Annotated in this window: 21 protein-coding genes and 1 pseudogene; 8 read left to right on the top strand and 14 right to left on the bottom strand. The window is 71.5% G+C overall.

Annotated elements, in window-relative coordinates:
* Positions 1-2 precede the first annotated feature (2 nt).
* A complete protein-coding gene (locus Pme01_RS15135) occupies positions 3-1031 on the bottom strand; it encodes an ABC transporter substrate-binding protein (protein ID WP_168115864.1) in 1029 nt (342 codons plus the stop codon).
* A gap of 13 nt (positions 1032-1044) precedes the next feature.
* The gene (locus Pme01_RS15130) at positions 1045-1917 is read right to left on the bottom strand and encodes an ABC transporter permease (protein ID WP_168115865.1); all 873 of its coding nucleotides are present in this window, start codon (positions 1915-1917) and stop codon (positions 1045-1047) included.
* 200 nt (positions 1918-2117) lie between these two features.
* On the opposite strand from Pme01_RS15130, the gene Pme01_RS15125 reads away from it, so the two are divergent.
* On the top strand, positions 2118-3152 hold the full coding sequence (locus tag Pme01_RS15125; protein WP_168115866.1) for a LacI family DNA-binding transcriptional regulator: 1035 nt from the start codon (positions 2118-2120) through the stop codon (positions 3150-3152).
* Positions 3149-4324, top strand: a complete 1176-nt coding sequence (locus Pme01_RS15120; protein WP_168115867.1) for a mandelate racemase/muconate lactonizing enzyme family protein — start codon at positions 3149-3151, stop codon at positions 4322-4324. The genes Pme01_RS15125 and Pme01_RS15120 overlap by 4 nt, the downstream gene beginning before the upstream one ends.
* An 18-nt stretch (positions 4325-4342) precedes the next feature.
* Here Pme01_RS15120 and Pme01_RS15115 read toward each other — a convergent pair whose 3' ends face one another.
* The gene (locus tag Pme01_RS15115; protein WP_168115868.1) at positions 4343-5374 is read right to left on the bottom strand and encodes a LacI family DNA-binding transcriptional regulator; all 1032 of its coding nucleotides are present in this window, start codon (positions 5372-5374) and stop codon (positions 4343-4345) included.
* Between the two features lie 173 nt (positions 5375-5547).
* The gene (locus tag Pme01_RS15110; protein WP_168115869.1) at positions 5548-6396 is read right to left on the bottom strand and encodes a L,D-transpeptidase family protein; all 849 of its coding nucleotides are present in this window, start codon (positions 6394-6396) and stop codon (positions 5548-5550) included.
* Positions 6397-6596: 200 nt separating this feature from the next.
* On the opposite strand from Pme01_RS15110, the gene Pme01_RS15105 reads away from it, so the two are divergent.
* Positions 6597-7172 carry an NUDIX domain-containing protein gene (locus tag Pme01_RS15105; RefSeq protein WP_239088241.1) on the top strand — a complete coding sequence of 192 codons (576 nt, stop codon included), beginning with the start codon at positions 6597-6599 and terminating at the stop codon, positions 7170-7172.
* 63 nt (positions 7173-7235) lie between these two features.
* On the opposite strand, the gene Pme01_RS15100 is transcribed toward Pme01_RS15105, so the two are convergent.
* The 3 genes from Pme01_RS15100 to Pme01_RS15090 form a co-directional block, all read right to left on the bottom strand.
* Entirely contained in the window at positions 7236-8285 is a 1050-nt protein-coding gene (locus tag Pme01_RS15100) for a S1 family peptidase (RefSeq protein ID WP_168115871.1), read from the bottom strand.
* Positions 8286-8472: 187 nt separating this feature from the next.
* The gene (locus Pme01_RS15095; protein ID WP_168115872.1) at positions 8473-9843 is read right to left on the bottom strand and encodes a pyridoxal phosphate-dependent decarboxylase family protein; all 1371 of its coding nucleotides are present in this window, start codon (positions 9841-9843) and stop codon (positions 8473-8475) included.
* 9 nt (positions 9844-9852) lie between these two features.
* The gene (locus tag Pme01_RS15090; RefSeq protein WP_168115873.1) at positions 9853-10431 is read right to left on the bottom strand and encodes a TetR/AcrR family transcriptional regulator; all 579 of its coding nucleotides are present in this window, start codon (positions 10429-10431) and stop codon (positions 9853-9855) included.
* Between the two features lie 113 nt (positions 10432-10544).
* On the opposite strand from Pme01_RS15090, the gene Pme01_RS15085 reads away from it, so the two are divergent.
* The 3 genes and pseudogenes from Pme01_RS15085 to Pme01_RS31015 all read left to right on the top strand — a co-directional run bounded on the left by Pme01_RS15085 (position 10545) and on the right by Pme01_RS31015 (position 13573).
* Positions 10545-11084, top strand: coding sequence for a MarR family winged helix-turn-helix transcriptional regulator (locus tag Pme01_RS15085; protein ID WP_203935640.1), 540 nt, complete (start codon positions 10545-10547; stop codon positions 11082-11084).
* A 56-nt stretch (positions 11085-11140) separates the two neighbouring features.
* Positions 11141-12700: pseudogene (locus tag Pme01_RS31020) on the top strand (MDR family MFS transporter); the annotation flags it as partial.
* An 81-nt stretch (positions 12701-12781) separates the two neighbouring features.
* Positions 12782-13573, top strand: coding sequence for an MSCRAMM family protein (locus Pme01_RS31015; RefSeq protein WP_239088251.1), 792 nt, complete (start codon positions 12782-12784; stop codon positions 13571-13573).
* Positions 13574-13783: 210 nt separating this feature from the next.
* Here the strand turns inward: Pme01_RS31015 and Pme01_RS15075 are convergent, their stop codons facing one another.
* The 6 genes from Pme01_RS15075 to Pme01_RS15050 form a co-directional block, all read right to left on the bottom strand.
* Positions 13784-14671 (bottom strand): MurR/RpiR family transcriptional regulator, encoded by an 888-nt coding sequence (locus tag Pme01_RS15075; RefSeq protein ID WP_168115874.1) that lies wholly within the window; start codon positions 14669-14671, stop codon positions 13784-13786.
* 11 nt (positions 14672-14682) lie between these two features.
* Positions 14683-15819: an amidohydrolase family protein gene (locus Pme01_RS15070; protein WP_239088240.1), complete on the bottom strand. Its 1137-nt coding sequence runs from the start codon at positions 15817-15819 to the stop codon at positions 14683-14685.
* Between the two features lie 2 nt (positions 15820-15821).
* Complete coding sequence (locus Pme01_RS15065; RefSeq protein ID WP_168115876.1) at positions 15822-17138, bottom strand: aspartate aminotransferase family protein; 1317 nt, start codon at positions 17136-17138, stop codon at positions 15822-15824.
* Positions 17138-18610: an APC family permease gene (locus tag Pme01_RS15060; protein ID WP_168115877.1), complete on the bottom strand. Its 1473-nt coding sequence runs from the start codon at positions 18608-18610 to the stop codon at positions 17138-17140. Before Pme01_RS15060 ends, Pme01_RS15065 begins: the two co-directional genes overlap by 1 nt.
* Before the next feature lie 42 nt (positions 18611-18652).
* On the bottom strand, positions 18653-20026 hold the full coding sequence (locus Pme01_RS15055) for a type I glutamate--ammonia ligase (RefSeq protein ID WP_203935638.1): 1374 nt from the start codon (positions 20024-20026) through the stop codon (positions 18653-18655).
* Positions 20027-20156: 130 nt separating this feature from the next.
* On the bottom strand, positions 20157-21395 hold the full coding sequence (locus Pme01_RS15050) for a M20 metallopeptidase family protein (protein ID WP_239088239.1): 1239 nt from the start codon (positions 21393-21395) through the stop codon (positions 20157-20159).
* A gap of 530 nt (positions 21396-21925) precedes the next feature.
* Here Pme01_RS15050 and Pme01_RS15045 point away from each other — a divergent pair.
* Both Pme01_RS15045 and Pme01_RS15040 read left to right on the top strand, forming a co-directional pair.
* Complete coding sequence (locus tag Pme01_RS15045; protein WP_168115879.1) at positions 21926-22270, top strand: DUF1232 domain-containing protein; 345 nt, start codon at positions 21926-21928, stop codon at positions 22268-22270.
* A gap of 70 nt (positions 22271-22340) precedes the next feature.
* The gene (locus Pme01_RS15040) at positions 22341-23114 is read left to right on the top strand and encodes a hypothetical protein (RefSeq protein ID WP_168115880.1); all 774 of its coding nucleotides are present in this window, start codon (positions 22341-22343) and stop codon (positions 23112-23114) included.
* Positions 23115-23192: 78 nt separating this feature from the next.
* Here the strand turns inward: Pme01_RS15040 and Pme01_RS15035 are convergent, their stop codons facing one another.
* The gene (locus Pme01_RS15035; protein WP_203935637.1) at positions 23193-23333 is read right to left on the bottom strand and encodes a hypothetical protein; all 141 of its coding nucleotides are present in this window, start codon (positions 23331-23333) and stop codon (positions 23193-23195) included.
* Positions 23334-23399: the final 66 nt, after the last annotated feature.

The following is a 23399-nucleotide window of genomic DNA, read 5'->3' as shown; positions in this document are numbered from 1 at the left end:
GGTCATCCCTTCGGCGCGAAGCTCGCGTCCCAGTAGGTCGACGGCGACTCGACCTTGGTGATCACGCCGGCCTCGGCGAAGACCGTGATCGTCTTGGTCCAGTCGGCCTCGGTGTTCACGCCCGGCGCCTGACCCTTGCTGGCGTCGGTGTGCAGCAGCTTGAGCGTGGCGTTGAACTGGTCGGTGAGGACCTTCTTCGACGGAAGCTGCTGGGAGGCGCCCTCCATCGCGTCCACCGCGCCGGTCGGGTTGCCCTCGGCCGCGGTCCAGGCCTCGCTGCTGGCCGCGACCATGCGCTTGACCAGGTCCTTCTTGTCCTTGATGGTGTCGGTCGAGGCGAGCAGGCCGTTGCTGTAGAAGTTGAGGCCGTGCTCGGCGAACTTCAGGTACGAGACCGGCTTGCCGGCCTTCTCCTGCATCGTGGGGCCCTGGTCGGTGGCGAAGCCCAGCAGCGCGTCGGTCTTGCCCGACATGACGGCGGCCATCTTGCCGGCGGCGTCGGTGTTCTGCAGCGTCACGTCGCTGGCAGCCAGGCCGTTGGCCTTCAGGAACGCGGGGAACGTCTTGCTGAGGGCGTCACCGGCGGTGGAGGCGATCGTCTTGCCCTTGAGGTCGGCCGGCGTGTTGATGTTCTTGTCGCTGAAGAACTGCACCGACGACGGGGTGGTCTGCAGGAAGACGCCGACGCTCTTGACCTGGAGGCCCTGACCGACGGCGGCCAGCAGCGCGGGGGTGTCGGCCCAGCCGAACGTGGTCTGCCCGGCCGCGGTCGCCTGGATCGTCTTCTGCGAGCCCTGGCCGGCCTGGATCGTCAGGTCGATGCCGTGCTTGGCGAAGATGCCCTGCTTCTTGCCGAAGTAGAACGGCGCGTGCTCGCCGTAGGGGTACCAGTTGAGCGTCAGCGTGACCTTGTCGGCGGCCTTGGAGCCCTGGGATCCCTGGCTCGACTGGTCGGAGTTGGAGCCGCAGCCGGCGGCGGCGAACAGCAACGCGGCCGGGAGCAAGGCGGCGGCGAGGGTACGTAACCTCATGGGGTCTCTCCTTTTACAGCGACGTCGTAGCGGCGTCGGTACGGCGGCTGGCGTGCCAGGGAAGGACGAAGTACTCGAGTAGTTCGACGACGACGAACAGCACCACGCCCAGCAGCGACATGATGAGCAGTCCGGCGAAGAGCATGGGCGTGTCGAGGTTGCCGTTGGCCTGCAGGATCACGTAGCCGAGCCCCTCGTTGGCGCCGACGAACTCGCCGACCACCGCGCCGGTGACGGCCATGGTCGCGGCGACCTTGAGGCCGGCGAACAGGTGCGGCAGCGAGGCCGGGAACCGGATCTTCCAGAACGTCTTGCCGGCGCCCGCGCCCATGGTCGCCGACAGTTGCAGCATCTCGGGGTCGATGGACTTCAGGCCGGTGACCGTCGAGATGACGATGGGGAAGAAGGCCATCAGAACCGCCACGACAATCTTCGGCGACAGGCCGAAGCCCAGCCACACGACGAACAGCGGCGCGATGGCGATCTTCGGGATGACCTGGGCGAAGAGCAGGAGCGGGTACAGGCTCTTCTCGACCGTCGGCGAGTACACCATGACGACTGCGGACAGCACGCCGACCGCGATCGCGATGACGAAGCCGAGGATCGTCTCGTACGAGGTGATCCAGGTGTTGTGCGCGAAGTAGCCGGTCTGGGCGAGGATGACGTCGAACGTCTTACCGGGCGAGGGCACCAGGTACGGCTTGATCAGGTTGGCGGCGGTCACCGCCCACCAGATCACCACGAGCGCCGCGAGTACGGCGACCGGGCGCCAGGTCTGCTGGGCGAACCGGGCCAGGCTGGCGCCGGCCCCCCGGCGGGGGCGTGCCGTCACCGCACCGGCGGAACCCGTCCGCTCCAGTTCATCGGTTGCGCTCTGCGCGGCCATGACCCTCCGTTCTCCCTCTGCCTGGGCTGACCGGGCGGTCCGGCCCACAGCCGGTTGGCGTGTGCGTGCCATCGTGCGGGGCCCAGGCGTTCCGCCGCGTCGGCGGAACAGTCATTCTGAATGCGCTTTCAGTAAGCGCTTTCAGGCTGTTACGGTAGTCACACCGGGTGGGCCGGTCAAGAACTTCTCCAGGGAGGGTCATGCAGGCACGGACCCATGTGACGCTGGAGGACGTGGCCCGGGCCGCCGAGGTCTCGCTCGCCACGGCGTCGAGGGCGCTCAACGGCACCGCACCGGTACGGCAGCACCTGCGCGAGCGGGTGCTGCGGGCCGCGGAGGAGCTCGCGTACACCCCGAACGCGCACGCCCGGGCGCTCGCCGGGGCGACCCACCGGACCGTCGGCGTCATCTGCCACGACGTCAGCGACCCGTACTTCGCCGCGGTCGCCGGCGGCATCATGCGCGTCGCCGGCGACAACGGAATGCTGGTCATGCTCGCGAGCACGTTCCGCGAGCCCGAGCGCGAGATCGCGTACGTGTCGATGCTGCGCGCCGAGCGCGCCGCGGCCATCCTGCTGATCGGCTCGGGGTTCGAGGACCCGGACTGGGAGCGGGCGCTGGACGCCGAGCTGGACCCGTACCTGGCCGGTGGCGGCCGGGTGGCCGTGGTGAGCCGCCACCGCAGCCTGAAGGTGGACAGCGTTCTGCCGGAGAACAGGGCGGGCGCCGCCGCCATGGCCCGGTCGCTGCTGGACCTGGGACACCGCCGGTTCGCCGTGCTCACCGGGTCGCAGGCGCTGACCACCGTGTCCGACCGGTTCGGCGGCTTCCGGGACGAACTGAAGAAGGCCGGCGTACGGCTGCGCCCCGCCGACGTCGTCGAGGCACCCTTCACCCGGGACGGCGGCTACGCGGCGATGTCCGAACTGCTGGCCAGAGGGCTGGACGCGACCTGCGTGTTCGCGGTGACCGACGTGATGGCGATCGGGGCGCTCTCCGCCCTGCGCGAGCATGGGCTGTCGGTGCCCGACGATGTATCGGTCGCCGGCTTCGACGACATCCCGATCGTGCGGGACCTGACGCCACCGCTGACCACCGTCGCGCTGCCGCTGCCGCAGCTGGGGGAGCGGGCGATGGAGCTGGCGCTCACCGAGAACCCCGGGCGCCGCCGCCGGATCCACCGCATGGCCGGCGAAGTCGTCATCAGATCGAGCACTCGAAAGGTGTCCCCGTGACCGTCTCCACCGCCGCTCTCGCCGGGCTCACGATCGACCGGGTCGAGACGTTCGCCGTCGCGCTGCCGACCCTGCGGTCCTTCGGCGTGTCCGGCGGGTCGGTCGCCGTCGCGGGCCGGCCGAGCATCCGCGTCCTCGTCAAGGTCAGCGCGGACGGCGTCACCGGCTGGGGGGAGGCGACCCCGATCCCGGCATGGACGTACGAGACCGCCGAGTCCATCGTCACCACCATCGACCGGTACCTCGCGCCGGCCGTACTCGGCCGCCCCTGCTGGGATCTCGACGGCGTGACGACCGCGTTCGACCGGGCCATCAACCGGGGCTTGAGCATCGGCGCCCCGCTGGCCAAGTCCGCCGTCGACGTCGCGCTGCACGACCTGCTCGGCCGGGCGCTCGGGGTACCCGTCGGGGTGCTGTGGGGGCAGCGCCGCACCGAGCAGATCGAGCTGGGCTGGATCGTGTCCGGCCAGACCGCGGCGGAGGTCGCCGACTGCGTGGCCGAGGGGCTGGACCTCGGGTACCGGGCCTTCAAGGTCAAGATTGGGTTGCACACCGAGCGGGAGGACACCGCGGTGGTCCGCGCCGTCCGCGACGCCGCCCCGGACGCTCCACTGTGGGTGGACGCCAACCAGGGGTACACGGTGGACGCGGCGCTGCGGATGGCGCGGAGCATGGCCGAGCTCGGGGTGACCGCGTTCGAGCAGCCGCTGCCCGCCAACGACGTCGCCGGGCTGCGCCGGCTGCGCGACGCGTCACCGGTACCGGTCGCCCTCGACGAGAGCCTGCGCCACCCCAGCGACCTGGCCACCTTCGTCAAACTGGGCGCGGTGGACGTGGCGATCGCGAAGGTGCAGCGCAGCGGCGGGCTGACCCTGTCTCGCCGGCTGTGCTCCCTGGCCGAGGACAGCGGGGTGCGGCTGATGGGCTCCGGGCTCACCGACTCCGACCTCGGTCTGGCGGCCTCGCTGCACCTGTTCGCCGCGTACGGCATCGACACCCCGGTCGACCTCAACGGGCGCCAGTTCGTGGACTCCGCATACGCCACCGGGGCGACCGTCGAGGTCAACGGCGGGGTCGCGCGGGTACCGACCGGCCCGGGCCTCGGGGTGGACGTGGACGAGTCGGTCGTGCGGAAGCGGGCGGTCGACGTGCTGACCGCGACGGCGCCGTAGCCGGCGAACCCGGCGCTGTCAGCTCGGCACCGGGCCGGTCGAGTCGCGTACGACCAGCTCGTGGCCGGTGCCCTTGCGACGCGGCCGGGCCACCGGCGGCTTGAGGGCGAGCTCCAGCGCCAGCTCGCCCATCTGCGTCATCGGCAGCCGGACCGTGGTCAGGCCGGGGTTGAGGTCCGCCGCGACGGAGACGTCGTCGAACCCGGCGACGGAGATCCGCTCGGGTACGGCCACCCGGTGCGCCCGCAGGGTGGAGAGCACGCCGATCGCCATCGCGTCGTTGAGCGCGATGATCGCGGTCGTCCGGGGGTACTCGCGCAGGATCTCCGCCGCGGCCAGCCGACCGCCGCTACCGGTGAAGTCGGTCTGCACCACCGGCAGGTCCGCCAGGCGCAGCCCGTGGCGCTCCAGCGCGGCGGCGATCCCGGCCAGCCGGTCGGTCACCGTGGTCAGGACGCCCGGTCCCGAGACGATCGCGATCCGGCGGTGCCCCAGCGACAGCAGGTGCTCGGCGACCGCGCGGCCGCCCGCCTCGTTGTCGGGCAGCACGGCGTCCGCGCTGACGTGGTGCCGGCCGATCACCGCGACCCGCCCACCGGCCTCCTGGAACGCCGCCAGCTCGGCCTTGGACTCCGCCTGCAGCGCCGGGTCGGTGTAGCCCGAGCCGGCGACGATGATGACGCCGACGCGGTGGGCGATCAGCATCCGGATCTGCCGCAGCTCGACCTCCGGGTCGCGGCCGGAGTGGCAGATCTGGACCATCCGGTCCTCCGTGCCGGCCAGCCGGAGCACGCCGCTGGCGATCTCCGAGAAGTACGGGTCGCCGATCTCGTGCACGATCAGGCCCACCGTCGAGGTCGAGCCGCCGGCGAGCGAGCGGGCGTGCATGTTCGCCACGTAGCCGAGCTCGCCGGCGACGCGCCGGACGTGCGCGGCCAGCCGTTCACTGACGCCGTCCCGGCCCGCCAGGGCGCGGGACGCGGTGGCCAGCGACACGCCGGCCTCGGCGGCCACGTCGACGAGCCTCAGCGCGGAGTGGGGCCTCGGCATCGGTCACGACCTTTCCGTACGGCGAGGGCGCGCGCACCGTCACAAGTCTAGGGCGCGGCGGTGGTGGCCAAGATCGCCGCACGGGACCTGGTCAAGCACATCCTGCGCAGCAGCGCCGGGCGCTGGTACGCGAACGCGACGCCGGCCGCCTCGTACGACGTGCCCAACCGGCTCTAGTTCAGGACGAGGATCTCGGTACCCGGTACGAGCTCCTGGAGCAGCAGCTGCTGGCCCGTCCTGGTCAGGCGGATGCACCCGTCGGTGGTGTCCGCGCCGAGCGTCTGGTCGTTGTACCAGGTGTGCAGGCCGATGTGGGCGCCGCGCAGGCCGGCGGGGACGGCGTCCGGCTCGTCCGGCACGGCGCCCAGGGCGAAGACGTCGGTACCGGCGTACACCGCGCCGGGCAGGGTCGAGCGCCCCAGGATGAAGGTCCGGCCGAGAGGGGTCGGGGTCTTCGGCGTCCCCAGGGTCACCGGCCACGACCGCACCAGCGCGCCGTCGCGGTGCCACCTCAGTTCGTGGCTGCTCCGGTACACGACGATCTGGTCCCGTAGCGGCACGGTGGTCCAGCCGTCGCCGGGCGGTATCCAGGCGATCGTCCGGTTGGCCGACGGAAGCAGCACCGCCGTCCAGCCGGAGCGGCGCTGCACGACCGGCATCGTCACCTCGACACCGCTGATCGTCGGGGCCAGGAAGGCGCGGGGCTGTCCGCCGGGCGCGTCGTACGCGGCGATCGTACGGGTCGGGTGCACGCCCTCGCGCAGTGCCGCGGTCGACAGCGGCTCGGGGTCGGCCGGGAAGCCCGCGGGTGCCCGGTCGTAGGTGATGACGGGCAGGTCGGCGGCGGGTTCGACGGCCGGCGGGACGGCCTCCGCCGACGGCGAAGCCACCGGGGCGGGTCGGGCGGCCGGGTCCGCCGCCGCCCATTTCGCGGGGGGCCGCGCGCAGCCGGCGCAGACGGCCAGCGCCACGAGCGCCAGCCAGGCGGCGTGCCGGGGTGACGGAGTCCGGGGGCGACGCATCACCGTAGGTTACTGCGATCGGTGCGGTTATGCCGCGCAATAACCCTTTTGGACGAGAAGGTCGGGCGGTCCAGTCGTACCTGTCGTACCTGGCCAGCGGTGAATTCATCGAGGCCACGGTCGAGAACGCGCCGATCCGGAGCTGAAGACGATCAAGGTACATGCGGGATAGGCGGGCGACGATCGGGTACCCAGCGGTCATGGCCGCGCCCGAACTCGTCGACCGCGAGGTCGTCTATCGAGGAAAGCTGATCACCGTGCACCGCGACACGCTGCGGCAGCCCGACGGTCGCACAGTCGTACGCGAGGTCGTCGACCACCCCGACTCCGTCGCCGTGGTCACGCTCGACGGACAGGGCCGGGTGCTGCTGCTGCGCCAGTACCGCCACCCGGTCGGCGCCGAACTGTGGGAGCTGCCCGCCGGCCTGCTCGACCGGCCCGACGAGCCGATGCTGGCGGCCGCCCGGCGGGAACTGGCAGAGGAGACCGGCTGCGCGGCACGGGACTGGCACACCCTGGTCGACCTGCACACCACCCCGGGCATGACCGGCGAGCGGGTACGGGTCTTCCTGGCCAGGGACGTGCGCCCGGCCGAGGGCGAGCACGAGCGCGACGCCGACGAGGGCGAGCTCGAAACCCGCTGGACGCCGCTGGACGAGGCCGTACGCGAGGTGCGCACCGGCCGGATCACCAACGCCCTGGCCGTCGCCGGACTGCTCGCCGCCGTCGTGTCGCGCTCCACCGGCTTCACCGACCTGCGCCCGGCCGAGGAGTGACGCGCGAAGGGTGCCCTCCGGTGGGGAAGGCACCCTTCACGGTGGGAACTGCCGGAATGGGGTCTAGTAGACGCTCACGCCGTACACGCCGAGCGGTTCGGTGACGGGCTGGAAGAACGTGGTGCCGCCGGAGGAGCAGTTGCCGCTGCCGCCGGAGGTGAGCCCGTACGCGGTCGTGCCGGCGTAGAGCGAGCCGCCGCTGTCGCCGGGCTCGGCACAGACCGTGGTGCGGATCAGGCCGTACACGGAGCCCTCGGCGTAGTTGACGGTCGCGTTCAGCGCCGTCACCCGGCCGCTGTGAATGCCGGTGGTGCTGCCGCGGCGGTACACGGTCTGGTTGACGGCCGGGGTGCCGGCGCTGGTGATGTCCTGCGAGCCGACGGCGCCAGGGTGCGAGATCGACGTGTTGGTGTACTGGACGATCCCGTAGTCGTTACCGGGGAAGCTGGTGCCGGCGCGGGTGCCGATCGTCGTGCTGCCGTTGGTCCAGGTCGAGCCGATGTTGGTGCAGTGGCCGGCGGTCAGGAAGTAGTAGACGCCGGAACTGCTGCGTACGTTGAAGCCGAGCGAGCAGCGGGCGCCGCCGGTGTAGATGGCGTCGCCGCCGGAGATCGTCGTGCTCAGGGTGCCGGCCATGGGCGCGACGCGGACGATGCCGCCGAGGCGGGCCACGGCCGCGTCGAGCTGGGCGCGCTTGGCGCCGGTGACGGTGCTGTCGGCCTCGACCACGACCTGATTGGTCTGGGGGTCGACCGACCAGGCGGTGCCCGGGATCCTGGCGGTGCGGTCGAGTTCGGCGGTGGCGCTGTTCAGCTGCGCGGAGCCGTACTTGACGATCTTGGGGGTGGCGCCGGCGGCGCGGACGGTCGTGGCGGTGGCCGCGTCCGTGACGGTGACGACCATGGTGCCGGTGGCCGTGTCGAGGTAGCTGCCGGCCGACTTGGCGCCGAGGGAGTCCGCGAGCTTCTGGGCGGCGTCGGCGTCGGCCGCGGTGAACACCTTGGCGGGTGGGGATGCCTGGGCCATGGACGGGGCGGCCAGCACGCCGGAGATGAGCCCGGCGGCCGCGACGGCGACCGCGGCGCGGCGGAGGGGGGACCTTGTGAGTCTCACGTGAACCTCCGGGGAGGGAATTCACGCGGGGCGTTCGGGATTGAACGCTTGCCGGTAGGCAGATGCTGCCATTGGCTCGATAGATAGAAAATGGTGGATGCAAACGGCGCGGGTAGGTTAAAGGGGACTCCCTAGGTGCGCCGGTCAGGCCCGGCGGGCCCCGTCGTCAGGCGCGTCGGCTCCGCCGTCAAGCGCCGGCTATGCGCAGGATCGCCGCCACCGAGCGGTCCACGTCCGCGTCGGTGGTGGCGACGTTCGACACCGAGATGCGCATCAGTCGACGGCCGCGCCAGGTCGTACCGCCCATCCAGCAGGTGCCGTCGCGCTGGATCGCGTCGATGACCTCGTCGGTGCGCGCGTCGTCGCCGAAGCTGACCAGTACCTGGTTGAGTACGACGTCGTTGACCACCTCGATGCCGGCTTCCGCCAGTCCGTCGGCGAAGCGGCGCGCGAGTCGACAGTTCCGCTCCACCAGGTCGGCCATGCCGTCGCGGCCCAGTTCCCGCAGCGCCGCCCAGACGGCGAAGCCGCGGGCCCGCCGTGAGGACTCCGCGGTGTAGTCGGAGACGCCCGGCACCGTTCCGGAGCCCGTCAGGTACGAGGCGGTGTACGACATCGCGGCCACGTGCACGTCGGGCCGGGAGCAGAAGGCGAACGCCGAGTCGTACGGCACGTTCAGCCATTTGTGGCCGTCGCAGCCCCACGAGTCGGCCAGTTCCACGCCGTCGACCAGAGGCCGGGTGCTCGGGCTCACGGCCGCCCACAGCCCGAAGGCCCCGTCGACATGGGCCCATCCGCCGTGGCGGTGGATGAGGTCGCAGGCGGCGTGCAGGTCGTCACAGGCGCCCGTGTTCACGTTGCCGGCCTGCAGGCACACGATCGTCGGGCCGCTCGGGCCGGCCGCCAGGACCCTGGCCAGGTCGTCGACGTCGATGGCCCCGTTGGCGTCGGCGCGTACCGGCTCCACGACGTCGGAGCCGAACCCCAGCAGCCGCAGGGACCGGTCGACGGTCGCGTGCCGCTCCTCGCCCGCGATGACGCGTACCCGCGGCGCCCCGTGCAGTCCCTTCCGCTCGACGTCCCAACCGGCCTCGGCCAGGACGTGGTGGCGCGCCGCCGCCAGCCCGACGGTGTTGGCCGCCTGGGCGCCGGTGACGAACCCGACGGACGCCGACGCCGGGATGCCGAGCAGTTCCTTGAGCCACCCGCCGGCGGTCTCCTCGGCCGCGGAGGCCGCCGGTGCCAGGACGGCGTTGAAGGCGCACTGGTCCCAGCCGGCGGCGAGGACGTCGGCGGCCGTGGCCGAGGCGAGCGCACCGCCGATGACGAAGCCGAAGAACCGGGGCCCGGCGGTGGCGACCAGGCCGCCCTCCGCCGCGGCGAGCAGCTCGTCGAGCACCTTCTCCGGTGCCGTGGGGCCCGCCGGCATCCGGCCGCCGAAGGCGGCGCGGACCGCGGCCGGGTCGGCCGTTGCGGCCACCTGGCGGTCGGCCAGCGAGGCCCGGTAGGCGGCCGCCTGCTCGGCGGCCCTGACGAGAAGGTCAGTCAGTTGATCCACAACCGTACGTTAGCGGAACTGCGCGCTCATCTCGTCCAGCACGTCGTCGACGACGTCGGTCAGCGGCCGGGTCCGCGGTTCGTCGAGCCAGAGCTGGGTACCAAGGCGAATGCCGGTGAGGAACGTGGCGGCCATGACCCGGGCGCGCATCGGGTCGGCCTGACGTTCCGCGATGGTCTGGGCGAGGTCGCGTTCGAAGTGGGCGATCGCCGCGAGTTGGCGGGCCAGCAGCGAGGGGTGCTGGCGGATGAGCCGAATCTCGGTCAGCCACTCCGGCCCGCGCTCGCCGTACTGCGGGCCGAGGTCGTGGAAGGCGTTCCGGAGCGCCGTCCACGTGGGCTCCTCGGCCGGCCGGACCCGTACCAGCTCGAGCAGCGTCCCCAGCCCCTGCTCGAAGCCGTAGAGCACGGCGTCTTCCTTGCCGGCGAAGTAGTTGGAGAAGGTGCGCCGGGAGAGGTCGACGGAGTCGGCGATCGCCTCGACGGTGACGTTGTCCAGGCCACGCTCCACCGCCAGCCGCAAGGCGGCCTCGTGCAGGGCCCGCCGCGTGGCGGCCTTCTTGCGCTCGCGCAGACCTGGGCTGTTCATCACGGCTCACAGTAGCTCAGTGAGAAAAGATACTCAAAGAGAAAAGTTTCTCGCTAAGCATGTATGGTTAGTTGCGTGAGACAAGCAGTCAATACGCCCGGGCGGCGACCCGCATGACCGAGGCGGCATCGGAGTCCGACCTGGGGGAGCAGCTACGCGCCCTGATCAGGGTGGCCCGGATCGCTCGCCAGCGGCTGGCCGTACCCGCGACCCAGACCCAGGTGCAGCCGGGGATGACCGGGGTGCTGTCGGCGCTCCGGCGAGCCGGTACCCGCGAGGTCTGCCACGCCAAGGAACTGGCGACACGGTGCGGGCTGGACGCGTCCACGATCAGCCGGGTGGTGACGGCCCTGGTGAGCCGGGGGCTCGTGGAGCGTACCGCCGACCCGGCCGACGGCCGGGCCAGCATCCTCACCCTCACCGCCGAAGGGGCGGCGGCCCTCGCCGACATCGAGCGCCAGCAGGCCGACCTGCTGGCGGGCGCGCTGCGGGGCTGGACCGGCCCGGAGATCGAGGCCTTCACCGCCGCGCTCACCCGCTTCGTCGACGGCGCGACGACCTATCTCGACCGGAACGCCGGGCGGCCCGCGCCGCACGCCCGTACCGGTGATCCATCCGACCACAACACACCGACCTTGGAGGCAGCGCTGTGACAGCAGCGACCACCGCACCAGCCGAGGCGAGGACCGCGCCACCCGATACCGAGGCGATGAGTCACCGCGAGATCATGGAGGCACTCAGCGGTCTGCTGCTGGTCCTGTTCGTCTCGATGATCAGCATCACGGTGGTGGCCACCGCGCTGCCCCAGATCATCGGGGCGCTGCACGGCACGCAGAGCCAGTACACCTGGGTGGTGACCGCGGCGCTGCTGTCGTCGACGGCCTCGACCCCGATCTGGGGGAAGCTCGCCGACCTGTTCAGCAAGAAGGCGCTGGTACAGATCGCCATCGTCATGTTCATCCTGGGCTCGGTGCTCTGCGGGATCGTGCAGAACACGCCGCAGCTCATCGCCGCCCGCGCGTTCCAGGGCCTGGGCATGGGCGGCCTGCAGGCGCTGGTCCAGGTCGTCATCGCGGCGATGATCCCGCCGCGCGAGCGCGGCCGCTACAACGGCTACCTCGGTGGCGTCATGGCCCTGGCCACGGTCGGCGGCCCACTGCTCGGCGGCGTCATCGTCGACACCTCGTGGCTGGGCTGGCGGTGGTGCTTCTACGTCGGCGTGCCGTTCGCCCTCGTCGCCCTGGTCCTGCTGCAGAAGACCCTGCACCTCAAGACCGTCCGCCGGCCGGACGCGCGGATCGACTACCTCGGCGCCACGCTGATCGCGGCCGGCGTCAGCGTGCTGCTGATCTGGGTCACCTTCGTGCACCACAACTTCGCCTGGCTGTCGTGGCAGACCGCGGCGATGGTCGGCGGCGGCGTGGTGCTGCTCGCCCTGGCCGTGCTGGTGGAGGCGCGGGTCTCCGAGCCGATCGTGCCACTGCGCATCGTGGTGCAGCGCACCCCCGCCCTGGCGATCGTGGCCAGCGTGGCGATCGGCATGGCGATGTTCGGCGGCTCGGTCTTCCTGGGCCAGTACTTCCAGATCGCCCGCGGCTACAGCCCGACCAAGGCCGGCCTGATGACCATCCCGATGATGGCCGGCATCCTGGTCGCGTCGACGATCGCCGGACTTCTGATCACCAAGAGCGGCAAGATCAAGCCGTTCATCGTCACCGGCGCCATCGTTCTCGTCGTCGGCTTCGCGGGGCTGGCCACCATCGACCACGCCACCAAGCTGGTCTACATCGGCGTCGCGATGGCGCTGGTCGGCATCGGGGTCGGCATGACCATGCAGAACCTGGTGCTGGCGGTGCAGAACACCGTGGCATTGCGCGACATCGGATCGGCCAGTGGCACGGTCACGTTCTTCCGCTCGCTCGGCGGCACCATCGGCGTGTCGGTGCTCGGCGCCGTGCTGGCCGACCGGGTCGCCACGGACATCCCGAAGCGCATGGCGGAGGCCGGCATCCGGGTCCCCGCCGGCGGTGGCGGCGCACAGACCGGCACCCTGGACCTGCACGCCCTGCCGAAGCCGATCGTGGCCATCATCCGCGCCACCTACGGCGACGGCATCGGCCACGTCTTCCTGATCTCGGCCGTGGTCGCCGTCCTCAGCGTCCTCGCCGCCCTGGCGCTGCCCCGCATCACCCTGCGCTCCAGCGTCGACCTCGCCACCCCGGCCCCGGCCGAGGGTGCCGGGCCGAAGCCGGCGCCGGGCGCGGCCGCCAACGGCGCGCCGTACCAGGCCGCCCACGCCGCCATCGGCCTGGACCCCGTCGCGGTCGCACCGCCGAGCGACGGTCCCGCAGTGACCGGCCGCGTCGAGGGCCCGGACCGGCGCGCGATCGCCGCGGCGGTCCTGACGGTCACCGACTTCGCCGGCCGCCAGGTCGCGCGGGGCGTCACCGAGCCCGACGGCCAGTACCGGCTCGGGCTGCCGACGGGTGGCACGTACCTGTTGATCTGCGCGGCCGACAACCACGAACCCGTGGCGTCGATGGTCGTGGTGGGCACCGGCGACGTCCGGCGGGACATCGTGCTGGCCGGTGCGAGCCTGATCGAGGGGCGGGTGCTCCGCCACGGCGGCGAGCCGATCGGCGGCGCGACGGTGACCCTCACCGATGCCCGCGGCGAGGTCGTCGGCGCGGCGGTGACCGGCCCGGACGGCGAGTATGTCCTCGCCGACCTGTACCCCGGCGAGTACGTGCTCACGGCGACGGCCGACGGCGCCCGCCCGCTCGCGCGCGGCGTCACCGTCGAGGGCGTCGGGTCGCACCGCGTCGACGTGGTGCTGCACGCGGGTGCCACGGTCACCGGTACGGTCCGGGCGGCGCGCACCGGCCAGCCGGTCGCGGAGGCGTCGGTGGTCCTGATGGACGGCTACGGCAACGTGGCCGGATCGATCACGACCGGTGCGGACGGCCGGTACGAGTTCGGCGACCTGCTGCCCGGCCGGTATACCCTCACGGCCAGCGGCTACGCGCCGGTGGCCACCCGGATCGACCTGGCGGGGGAGCGGATCGACCGCGACATCGCGCTCGGCGACACGGGTACGCCCGGCTCAGTGCCGGTGCCCGGCTCCGCCGCCAACTCCCGCTAGTCCAACTCCTACGAAACCAGGGCCCGGAGGCACCGCCTCCCGGGCGCTCACCTCCGCGACCTCGGCGTCTTCGGCGCCGAGGTCGCGGAGGTCGCGGCGCAGGAGCTTGCCGAGCGAGGGGTACCACGAACGGCATGACGGCCACCGAGGTGGGGTCGTCGGCGTCCGATCCGACCGTAACAGCCGACTCGGGTCGATAACCGTCACAGTTCAGGGCAGGTACTGCCAGCTGTCGTAGCTGTCCCAGTCGCGCATGCGCTGCGTCGCGGCGTCCCCGCGGACTGCGAGCACCCCGGAGGCGATGATCTCCACGAGGACGAACCCCGCCGCCAGGCTGTCGAAGGGGGACGGGGAGTCGACGCCGGTGGGGAGGACCACGTCGGCGTGGGCGGCGGCGGGCGACAGCCACGGATCGGTGAACAGGACGACCGAGGCGCCCCGGCCCCGGACCTGTTCGGCCAGGCTGACGATGTCGCGCTGGTACCGCCGGTAGTCGAACAGGACGAACACGTCGTTGCGCCCGACATCCAGGAGCTGGGCGACGCGCCGCGGCGGCGAGCTGTCCAGCAGCCGCGTCTTGGGTCTCAACTGTTGCAGGTACAGCTCCAGGTACTCCGCCAGGACATGGCTGAAGCGGCCACCCGCCAGCGTGACCCGCCGGGATCTGTCCGCGGTGAGGGCTACCGCAGCGTCGATCTCGTACGGCGTGATGGCCTCCAAGGAGGCGGCCACCGCCCGGCCGCGTGCGTCCGCCTCCTGACGCACCAGTTCGGACGCCGAGCCCGCGGGGCGGCGAGCGTCGAACCGCGCCAACGGCCCGGACGAGCGGCGCGCCAACTCGGCCCGCAACGCCGCCTGCAACTCGGGAAACCCCTGATAGCCCAGGCGCCGACCGAAGCGCAGCACCGTGGGCGCGCTGACACCCGCCCGCCCCGCCAGATTCGCCACGGTGTCGAGGCCTGCGCCCGGATACTCCGCGAGCAGGGCGCGCGCGACCTTGCGTTCGGCGGCGCTGAACTCCTGCATGCTGCTGCGCGTCTGCTGCGCCACGGTCGGCCGCTGCTCGTCGGCGGGAGCGCCGTTGCGACTGCCGGCCACTGATCCTCTTCTCAGCTCTCGGGCAGACCGTAGACCCGGCGGGCATTGGTACTGCCGATCATGGTTGCGACCCGTACGGCGTCGTCGAGCGACCATTCGCCGTCGTCGACCCACTGTCCCAGGATGCGCGTCATGGCGCGCCGCCAGTTCAGCGCCCCCAGGTAGTGCAGCTCGGCCGGCCCCCACGCGTCCGAGGAGTACAGCTGCTTCGCGAACGGCGCGAGTTCGAGGGACTCCGCGACCACGGCCGTACTGCGCGCCCCGACGTAGTTCAGCGCCAGTCCCACGTCGAAGTACACGTGCGGGAAGACCTGAGCGAGGTACCCCGCCTCGCGGTGGAACGGGTAGCAGTGCAGCAGCAGGACGTCGAGACGCCCCTGCACCTGACGCAGCCACTCGGTCAGCAGCAGCGGGTTGCTGCGGTGCAGATCGAGGTCGGCGTCGCCGTACCCGACGTGCAACTGCAACGGCCTGCCCAGGTCGACGGCCTGCCACAGCAGGAACCGCAGCAGGACCGGGTCGGCGACCCGCGCGGTGCCCGTCGTGCCCACCTCGCGCAGCCACCGGTCGGCCGCCCGCGCGACCTCCACGTCGGCGGGGCGGGACGGGTCGACGTCGAACCCGTGACGGTAGGCGACGATGCTCTTGAACCCGACCGCCGTCGTGGCGGAGTCGGCCAGCCGCTCGCGCACGGTCGCGGCGAACCCTGCCGCGTCGGCACCGGAACGTGCCACCTCCTCCGCGACCGCCTCGAGGCGTACCACCTCGTGCACCGGTCGCCGGCCGGCGGTAGCCATCTGCTGGAGCCCGAGGGTGGCGTCGCCCTGGTACCCGGTCTCGATGAGGTACCGGTCGACGCCTGTGGCGGCGAGCAGTCGCCGGTTGACCTCGTCGTTTCCCAGCTCGTCGCGGCGGGCCAGGTACTCCTCCGGGGAGCAGTGCGGCGCGAGGTCGAGCAGCGGCGCGCACCAGCGGCGGATCGAGAAGCCGACCTGGGAGTCGAAGTGCGTCGTCCCCGCCGGGGCGGGCACGCTCGACTCGGTGATCATCACTTCGAAGGTGGCCCGGTCGACGGCTCCGGCGAGCGCACCGTGTACGTGATGGTCGACCAGCGGGAGCTTCTCGATGGCGTCGGTCAGCTTTTCCACTGTCACCATCCTGCGAACGGGGCTACGAGCTCGTCGGGCACCTTACCGGCCGCGACGTCGGCGATCGCCGTACCGAGAATCTCCACGGCGAGGTCGACCTCCTCGTCGGTGATGACGAGCGGAGGGGTGATCTCCAGGACGTTGCCACCGACGTAGAAGACCACCGCACCGAGCTGCCAGGCCCGGTAGACGACCTTCTGGGCGGCGCGGCGGTCCGCGGTGTTGGTCTCGCGGTCGGTGACCAGTTCGAGCCCGATGGCCAACCCGTGACCGCGCACGTCGCCGATGGTCGGCAGCTCCTGCTGGAGCTTGCGCAGGCCGGCCAGGAACCGCTCGCCGCGCGCCGCGGCCCGCCCGGGCAGGTCCTCGGCGATGAGTGTGCGGAGCACGGCCCGCCCGGCCGCGGTGCAGATCGGGTTGCCGGCGGTGGTCAGCAGCGCGGAGGCCTCCGGACCGTCCAGGATCGCGGCGGGGCCGACGGCCGCGGACAGCGGCAGCCCGCCGCCGATCGCCTTACCGAAGGTGATGATGTCCGGTACGACGTCGTCGAGCTGGAACGCGTGCAGCACGCCGGGGCGGCCGAGGCCCATCTTGACCTCGTCGCACGCGAGCGGCACGTCATGGCGACGGCAGACCTCGTGCAGGCGCCGCAGGAAACCGCGGGGCGGCACGACCAGCCCGCCGTCGGACAGGATCGGCTCGACCATCACGCAGGCGACGTCGCCCCTGCTCAGCTCGCGCTCGATCTCGGCCAGGGACGCCGCCACGCTGGCTTCGACCGGGTCCGGCCCGTCCGCGTGCGGGCGGAACGGGTTCGGGTACGCCGCGAGGTACAGCCCGGGCTCGGCGTCGGCGCCGGCGTCGATGTGCACGCCGGAGACGCCCATCGCCACGCCGACCCCGCCGTGGTAGCTGTGCTCGAACGTGACGATCCGCCGCCGTCCGGTGGCGTGCCGGCACGCCCGCAGCACGACGTCGTTGGCGTCGCTGCCGGCGTGTCCGAAGTAGACCCGACGGTCACCGGTACCCGGGGTGAGGGCGAGCAGCTCCTCGGCGAAGCCGACCGAGTCGGGATGGACGGCCGAAAGCCCGCCGGCACCCGGCGGCTTGCGCAGCGCCCGGGTCACCGCCTCGGTGACGGCCGGGTGGCCGTGCCCGAGACCGCAGGCGGTCCAGGTGGCGCTCAGGTCGAGCAGCCGGCGGCCGCCCTCCTCGACCAGCCACGAGCCCTCGCCTTCGGTGACGGCGAGCGGGAAGAAGCGGAGCTTCTCGATGCCTGCGACGACGGCGGCGTCGCGCTCGTAGAGCGAACTGGTCATCAGGCCTCCTGGCTCGCGGCGGGGGCGGGCTGGCCGTTGGCGTGGGTGCCGAGCTCCGCGGTGAGCGTGGTGCCGATGCGCCGGGCCAGACCGGGCGCGGCGAGCACGATGATCAGACCGACGGCGCACCAGGCGAACGCGATGTACGGCGAGTTGAGCAGGCTGTCCTGGCCCTTGACGTTGAAGTAGAAGGCGGCGGCGATCACGCCGACGCCCAGGATCGGCACCACGATCTCGTAGCGCGGGATGGCGACCCGGCCGGTGGCGATGAAGCGGATGACGCCGACCTCGACCATCAGGTACGTGAACATCAGGCAGACGGTGCCGATGATGGCGAAGTAGAAGTACGAGTCGAGCGCGGCGTCTCCGGTGCCCAGTTGCGGGCGGTCGGAGGCCCAGGAGATGAAGTCCACGACGGCCGTGACGGCCAGCACCACCCAGAGCGCGTTGCGCGGGCTGCCGTGCTTGGGGTCCAGTTCGGCCAGCGACTTCGGGCCGAAGCCGTCGCGGGCGAGGGCGTAGACCATCCGGCTTGCGGTGGCGGCCGAGGACAGGTGCGAGGCGAACGCCGACATCACCGCGGTGAACAGGATGACCAGTCCGAACCACAGACCGATGTAGCTCTGGCCGAGCGCGCCGAGGGTGTTGCCTGAGCCCTTGAACGCCTCGAGGCCCTTGCTGTCGGTGCCGAAGCCGATGATCTGGGCGAACATGACGAACACGAACAGTACGGAGGTCAGCAGTACCGCACCGCTGAGCGCCCGGGGGATGTTGCGGCGCGGGTTGTCGGTCTCCTCACCGAGCGAGGCGCAGGCCTCGAACCCGGCCCAGGACAGGAACGCCGCGACGACGGCGCCCATGACGGCCTGGACGCTGACCCCGGACAGCGTGAACGTCGAGACGTCCAGCCCCGTCGAGTCCGCGCCGCCCTTGCCGATGATGACGAACGCGAGCACGATCATGAAGACGATGCCGATGCCCTCGATCACGAGCAGGGCGCGCGCCACCGTCTTCGTGTCGCGGGTGTTCAGGAACGCCGACAGCGCGAGGCCGATCAGGGCGGTCACCACCCAGGGCAGCTGGAACGGGTCCTTGCTGTCCGGCTGGGCGGCGGCGAGCAGGGCGTTGGTGAAGGCGCCGAGCGCCGCGAGCGTACAGATCGAGAAGAACAGGTACGTGCCGAGCTGGGCGAAGCCGGCGAAGAATCCGGCGCGCGGACCGATCGTCGCGCCGACGAGGGCGTACGCGTTGCCGGAGTGGTTGTAGTAGCGGGTGAGCCGGACGAAGCCGTAGGCCACCAGCCCGACTCCGATGCAGCCGAGTACGAAGACCAGCGGGACGGCCTTACCCACCGAGTCGATCAGACCCTGACCGTTGCCGCCCATCGCCAGCGTCGGGCCCATCAGACCCAGGGAGAGCGCGAGCGCCTCCCACAGTTTCAGCTTGCGGCGACTCGTGGAACCTGTGCTCATGGCCTCGCTCCTTACCGGGGTTGTGGGGGTGGACGGGTTTCGTCAGACGGACCAGGCAAAGCGCAAACGGTCCACGGTGGTCTCGATGGCGGCGTCGCCGTACTCGGCCTGCTCGTGGCGGCGGACGGCCACCAGGGCTTCGAGGAGCTCCTCGCCGAGGTGGCGTTTGGCCGCCGCGGACCGCTCCAGCGCGTCGAGGGCTTCGGCGTGCGTACCCGGTAGCTGCACCACGCCGAGCCGCTTGGCCTCTTCGTCGGTGAGGTCTGCGGGCGCGACGGTGACCTCCGGCGGCAGCGGCTTACCCTCGCGCAGGCCGTCCAGCGCCGCGGCGAGGATCGCACCGGCGGCGATGTACGGGTTCGCGGCCGGGTCGACGCACTTGACCTCGATGTTCGCGCCGTACGGGTTGCCCTGGGTCGCCGCGCACAGCCGGACGGCGGCTTCCCGGTTCTCCAGCCCCCAGCAGGCGTACGCGCCCGACCACATCCCCGGCTGCAGTCGCAGGCTGGACAGGACGGACGGCGCGAGCAGGCCGGTGAGCTCGGGCAACTGCTCGACGATGCCCGCGATCAGCGAGCCGCCCTCCGGCGTGATGCCGTGCGGGCCGTCCCCGGCCGACAGCAGCGGCTCGCCGTCGCGAAGGAACGACATGTGCAGGTGGGCGCCGTTACCGACCCCGTCGACGAACGGCTTGGGCGACAGCGACACGGCCAGCCCGTGGCGGCGCGCGGTACGGCCCAGCAGGAACCTGGCGAGCGCGAGCTTGTCGACGGCGTGCAGCGGGTCGGCCGGGGTCAGCGAGAACTCGAACTGGCGGCCGCCGTACTCGGCGTGCAACTGCTCGAGGCCGAGCTGCGCCCGGTCGAACTCGGCTTCGAGGTCGAGCAGGAACTGCTCGTGGTCGAGCGCCGGCCCCAGCCCGTACGCCGCCCAGGGGCCGGTGACGGCGCTGTCCGGTCGCGCGGGCAGCAGCGAGAACTCCATCTCCCCGGCCGCCAGCACCTCGAGGCCCAGCGCCTCAGCCGCCGCCTGCTGCCGGCGCAGGAAGCCGCGCCAGCAGACCGGCGACGGCTCACCGTCCTGGGTGAAGACCTCTGCGGGGGCCCACGCGAGCCCGCCGCCGACATCAACCGCCGCTGAGAGGTCGGCCCGCAGTCGCAGGTCGCCGACGGCCCCGATCCTCGGGGTCATCGCGATCCCGTTGTCCGCGCAGAACACCGCCCAGGTACTCGAGGCGCCCACGCCGGACCGGTGCAGCGAACCCGCCCGGCCCACCGGCACCTGCTTGCCCCGCGATACCCCGGCGGAATCGACGACCGCGCCGACGACGAGACGGACCCCGGCAGCGCGCAGCGCCTCGGTGACAGCCTCCGCCTCGCTCGCAGGCATCACGGGAAGGGACTTCGGGGTGGCCATCGGAACTCCAGGTCAGACGGGGTCTTAGGGCTGTTTCAGTTGTTACAGTTCTGCCGTACGGACGACGTAGTTATATCTGTTAGAGGCTTTCCTGAGAAGGCCCGGTTGATCAGATTTCCGGGCCGATCCGTCATCGGGCGCCCGGTGTCGCACCCGGGATCGCAGCCCCGCCCTCCGTCAGGTCCTGGAAGGCGGCGAGCGCTGCGGTGATCATCGCCTGAGCCACGTGGTGCACGGCCAGGTCCGACGGCAGGAACCGCGGGTGGTGCAGGCCCGGGCTGTCGTCCGCGCCGCTTCCGGTACCGACGAACAGCATGAGCGTCGGGCCGGCCTCGCCGTAGTACGCGAAGTCGTCCGCGCCGCAGGACCGGAACGCCTCACCGGGCACGAACCCCGACTTCGCCAGCCACGGCTCACACGCCTCGGCCAGCCGGCGGTCGTTGACCAACGCCGGCTCCCCGCTGGTCAGGCGCACCTCCGCGTGGCAGCCGTGCGCCGCCGCGACCTGCTCGCTGACCTCCACCAGTCGGCGGTGGAGGAACGCGCGGTCGTCGGGGTGCAGAGCCCGCAGCGAACCCCGCGCCTCGGCGCGACCCGGCACCACGTTGGGCGCCGACCCGGCCGACAGGGTGCCGACGGTGAGGACCGCCGCCCGGGTCGGGTCCACGTTGCGGGCGACGATCTGCTGGAGCGCGACCACGACGTTCGCGAGCGCGACGACCGGGTCCCGGGTGAGGTGCGGGTAGCCGGCGTGGCCCCCGCGCCCCTCGACGACAATCTCGAATTCGTCGCTGGACGCGTTCACCGGCCCCGCCGTGGCCGCCACGATGCCTTCGGCGAGGCGCGGCTGCAGGTGAACGCCGAGAAAGGCGCGGACGTCGTGGCCCTCGAACGCCCCGGCCTCGAGCAGTTCGTACGCGCCCGAGGGGAAGGTCTCCTCGGAGTGCTGCAGGACGGCGAGTAGCGCGCCGGGCAACGACAGTGAGTGGGCCGCGCGGGCGACCGCGACCAGGGCCGCCAGGTGCACGTCGTGCCCGCAGGCGTGCATCGCGCCGTTGGCCGAACTCCACGGGGCGTTGGTCTCCTCGCGGATCGGCAGCGCGTCGAGCTCACCGCGGAGCGCGATCGACGGCCCGGTGCTCGGCCCGATCCGCACGATCCGGCTGGCCCCGGCGATCTCCGGCGCGCCTGAGCTCGCCGGGGCGTCGGACCCGCCGAGGGCGTCAGCGACGAGCCGTGCGGTGTCCCACTCGTCATGGGAGAGCCGGGGCTCGGCGTGAATACGGTGGCGCAGCTCGATCGCTGCCGGCAGCTCTTCCGCGAGTCGTTGCTGCCACTGGCCGTAAAGCTGCAGGAGATCCGTACTCACGCAGAGCCTTTCGATGATCGAGGGCGGGATTGTGAAACGCATGCTACGGATCAGCTAGTCGATGATCAAGTGAAACGCAGGTTTCATCCCGGTGTATGGGCTGCGACTCCACGGAGTGGGTGGTGGAGGTCGGTTCCCAGCCGGCGACCGCCGCGTAGTGCCGGGCCCGGGCGGCGCTCATCGCCGCTCCGTCGCGGGTCGCGCATATGGGTGCTGCGCGACGCTTTGCTCTGCTCCCGGATAGGCAGCACCTGTCGCCCCGCTACAGGTGTTGCCCGCCCGGGAGCAGAGCAAAGCGCGCGGAGGTGCACATCCCTCCCGACCCGTCACAACGCCTTCACGTGTCAGACGGCACCACGTCGTTGCTGCGCTGCTACGAGCCTGTACCCGCAGGTTGAGCAGCTCCACGACGATCGGGCAGTGGGAAGGGCAGCGCGAGTATCGTCACGGTCGGGTGCTGGTTGACGTGATTGCACGATTCGTCGATCCGTGGTCGACGCCGACAGCCGGGACTCCGTTACCGTGGCGGTATGTCCCGGGAAGCATGGATCGCGGTCATCGTGCTCGGCGGCGTGGTGGCCGTCGCGGCGCTCGTCGGAGCCATCCTGTTGGCGATCAAGGTGTGGCGTTACCGCAAGATGCTGGACGCGCTCGGCGCGTCGGGCAAGGTCGCGTTCTACGGCGCGCTGGTGTACGCGATCCTTCCGGTCGACCTGCTTCCGGACCCGATCTACCTCGACGACATGGGCGTCCTGGCCGGCGCGCTGATCTTCCTCACCCGGCTGGCCCAGAAGCGCCGGGCAGCCCGTGGCGCAGGGTCGACCGGTACGCCGCCGGGGGTGCCGCCGCCGCAACGCTTTCGTTCGCTGAGGTAAACCGGCCTGCGCGGAACAGGCCTCGTTCGATATCCTCACCCCGCCGTCGGGGGAAAACGAGGGGTCTTTCGTGCGGTCGCTCACCATCGGTACGCTCGCGCTCGCTCTGACCGGCGCGCTGCTCCTGACCAGCGGCTGCACCGGCCGCGGTGCGGACGGAGTGAACGTCGCGGCGTCCAACCCGACCTCGACGGTCGCGCCGTCACCGACCGGTACGCCGGCCAAGGACGATCTCGTCGCCGCGCTGAAGCGGACCCAGGCCGCGCCGTACCGGTACACGGTGGAGAGCAACCTCCCCGAGAACAGCAGCGTGTCGGCGACCGGCGCCTTCGACCCTGTCGGGAAGGTCCTCGATGTGACGACCACGACGACCGGCGGCACAGCCGCGGGCACGACCCAGCGAATAGTCGTCGGCGCCGACACCTACCTGCGCCCGGGCGGCGCGAAGACGTGGGTGCACATGGACCTGTCCCGAGTGAAGAAGGACAACCTCCTGGCGTACTTCGACATGACCGATCCGACCGGTCTGGCGACGTTCACGTCCGCACTCGGCTTCGTGGAACGCGGCGGCCCGCACGCGTACTCGGGGAACTTCGACCCCGTCTCGAGCGACGAGTTCCTGCCGCTCGGCTCGCACGCCCTGTTCGTGTTCGCGGGCATGGCGCCGTTCACGGCCACGACCGACGACCAGGGCCGGGTGGTCTCGATCCACATCGAGCTGCCGCAGCGCGACGGTCCGAAGCTGGTCATGACCACGACGCTGAGTGAGCACGGGAAGCCACTGCCGATCACGGCGCCGGCGAGGGCGAACGTCCAGGAGGCCGGCGACTTCGTGTACCGCTAGAGCGCGCGTAGCTCCATGGTGAGTTCGGTACCCACACATCGAACCCTGTGTTGTCGTCGCGTCGGGAAGCCTGGCGTCCTACGTCCGTCGGCGCACGAATCCCATCACGGCGGTCCCGACGAACAGGATCGCGCCGATCACGGTCAGCCAGAACAGGCCCTTGAGCACGAGGCCGAGGACGGCGAGGATCAGCCAGATCACGAGAAGTGTAACGATCAATCCACCCATGTCACTGGCGTACCCCACTACGTCATGTAGGAAACGTAGGGAGGCGGACCAGCCGCC

This window comes from Planosporangium mesophilum (genome assembly GCF_016863255.1).
Lineage (GTDB): Bacteria > Actinomycetota > Actinomycetes > Mycobacteriales > Micromonosporaceae > Planosporangium > Planosporangium mesophilum.
This window is presented reverse-complemented; position numbering and strand designations above follow the sequence as displayed.

What these genes read in the sequence shown, in the direction of transcription:
- Pme01_RS15065 (WP_168115876.1), bottom strand. Translation starts at nt 17,138, where the DNA reads ATGACCAGTTCGCTCTACGAGCGCGACGCCGCCGTCGTCGCAGGCATC.
- Pme01_RS15060 (WP_168115877.1), bottom strand. Translation starts at nt 18,610, where the DNA reads ATGAGCACAGGTTCCACGAGTCGCCGCAAGCTGAAACTGTGGGAGGCG.
- Pme01_RS15115 (WP_168115868.1), bottom strand. Translation starts at nt 5,374, where the DNA reads ATGCCGAGGCCCCACTCCGCGCTGAGGCTCGTCGACGTGGCCGCCGAG.
- Pme01_RS15125 (WP_168115866.1), top strand. Translation starts at nt 2,118, where the DNA reads ATGCAGGCACGGACCCATGTGACGCTGGAGGACGTGGCCCGGGCCGCC.
- Pme01_RS15105 (WP_239088241.1), top strand. Translation starts at nt 6,597, where the DNA reads ATGGCCGCGCCCGAACTCGTCGACCGCGAGGTCGTCTATCGAGGAAAG.
- Pme01_RS15110 (WP_168115869.1), bottom strand. Translation starts at nt 6,396, where the DNA reads ATGCGTCGCCCCCGGACTCCGTCACCCCGGCACGCCGCCTGGCTGGCG.
- Pme01_RS15135 (WP_168115864.1), bottom strand. Translation starts at nt 1,031, where the DNA reads ATGAGGTTACGTACCCTCGCCGCCGCCTTGCTCCCGGCCGCGTTGCTG.
- Pme01_RS15055 (WP_203935638.1), bottom strand. Translation starts at nt 20,026, where the DNA reads ATGGCCACCCCGAAGTCCCTTCCCGTGATGCCTGCGAGCGAGGCGGAG.
- Pme01_RS15045 (WP_168115879.1), top strand. Translation starts at nt 21,926, where the DNA reads ATGTCCCGGGAAGCATGGATCGCGGTCATCGTGCTCGGCGGCGTGGTG.
- Pme01_RS15130 (WP_168115865.1), bottom strand. Translation starts at nt 1,917, where the DNA reads ATGGCCGCGCAGAGCGCAACCGATGAACTGGAGCGGACGGGTTCCGCC.
- Pme01_RS15085 (WP_203935640.1), top strand. Translation starts at nt 10,545, where the DNA reads ATGACCGAGGCGGCATCGGAGTCCGACCTGGGGGAGCAGCTACGCGCC.
- Pme01_RS15090 (WP_168115873.1), bottom strand. Translation starts at nt 10,431, where the DNA reads ATGAACAGCCCAGGTCTGCGCGAGCGCAAGAAGGCCGCCACGCGGCGG.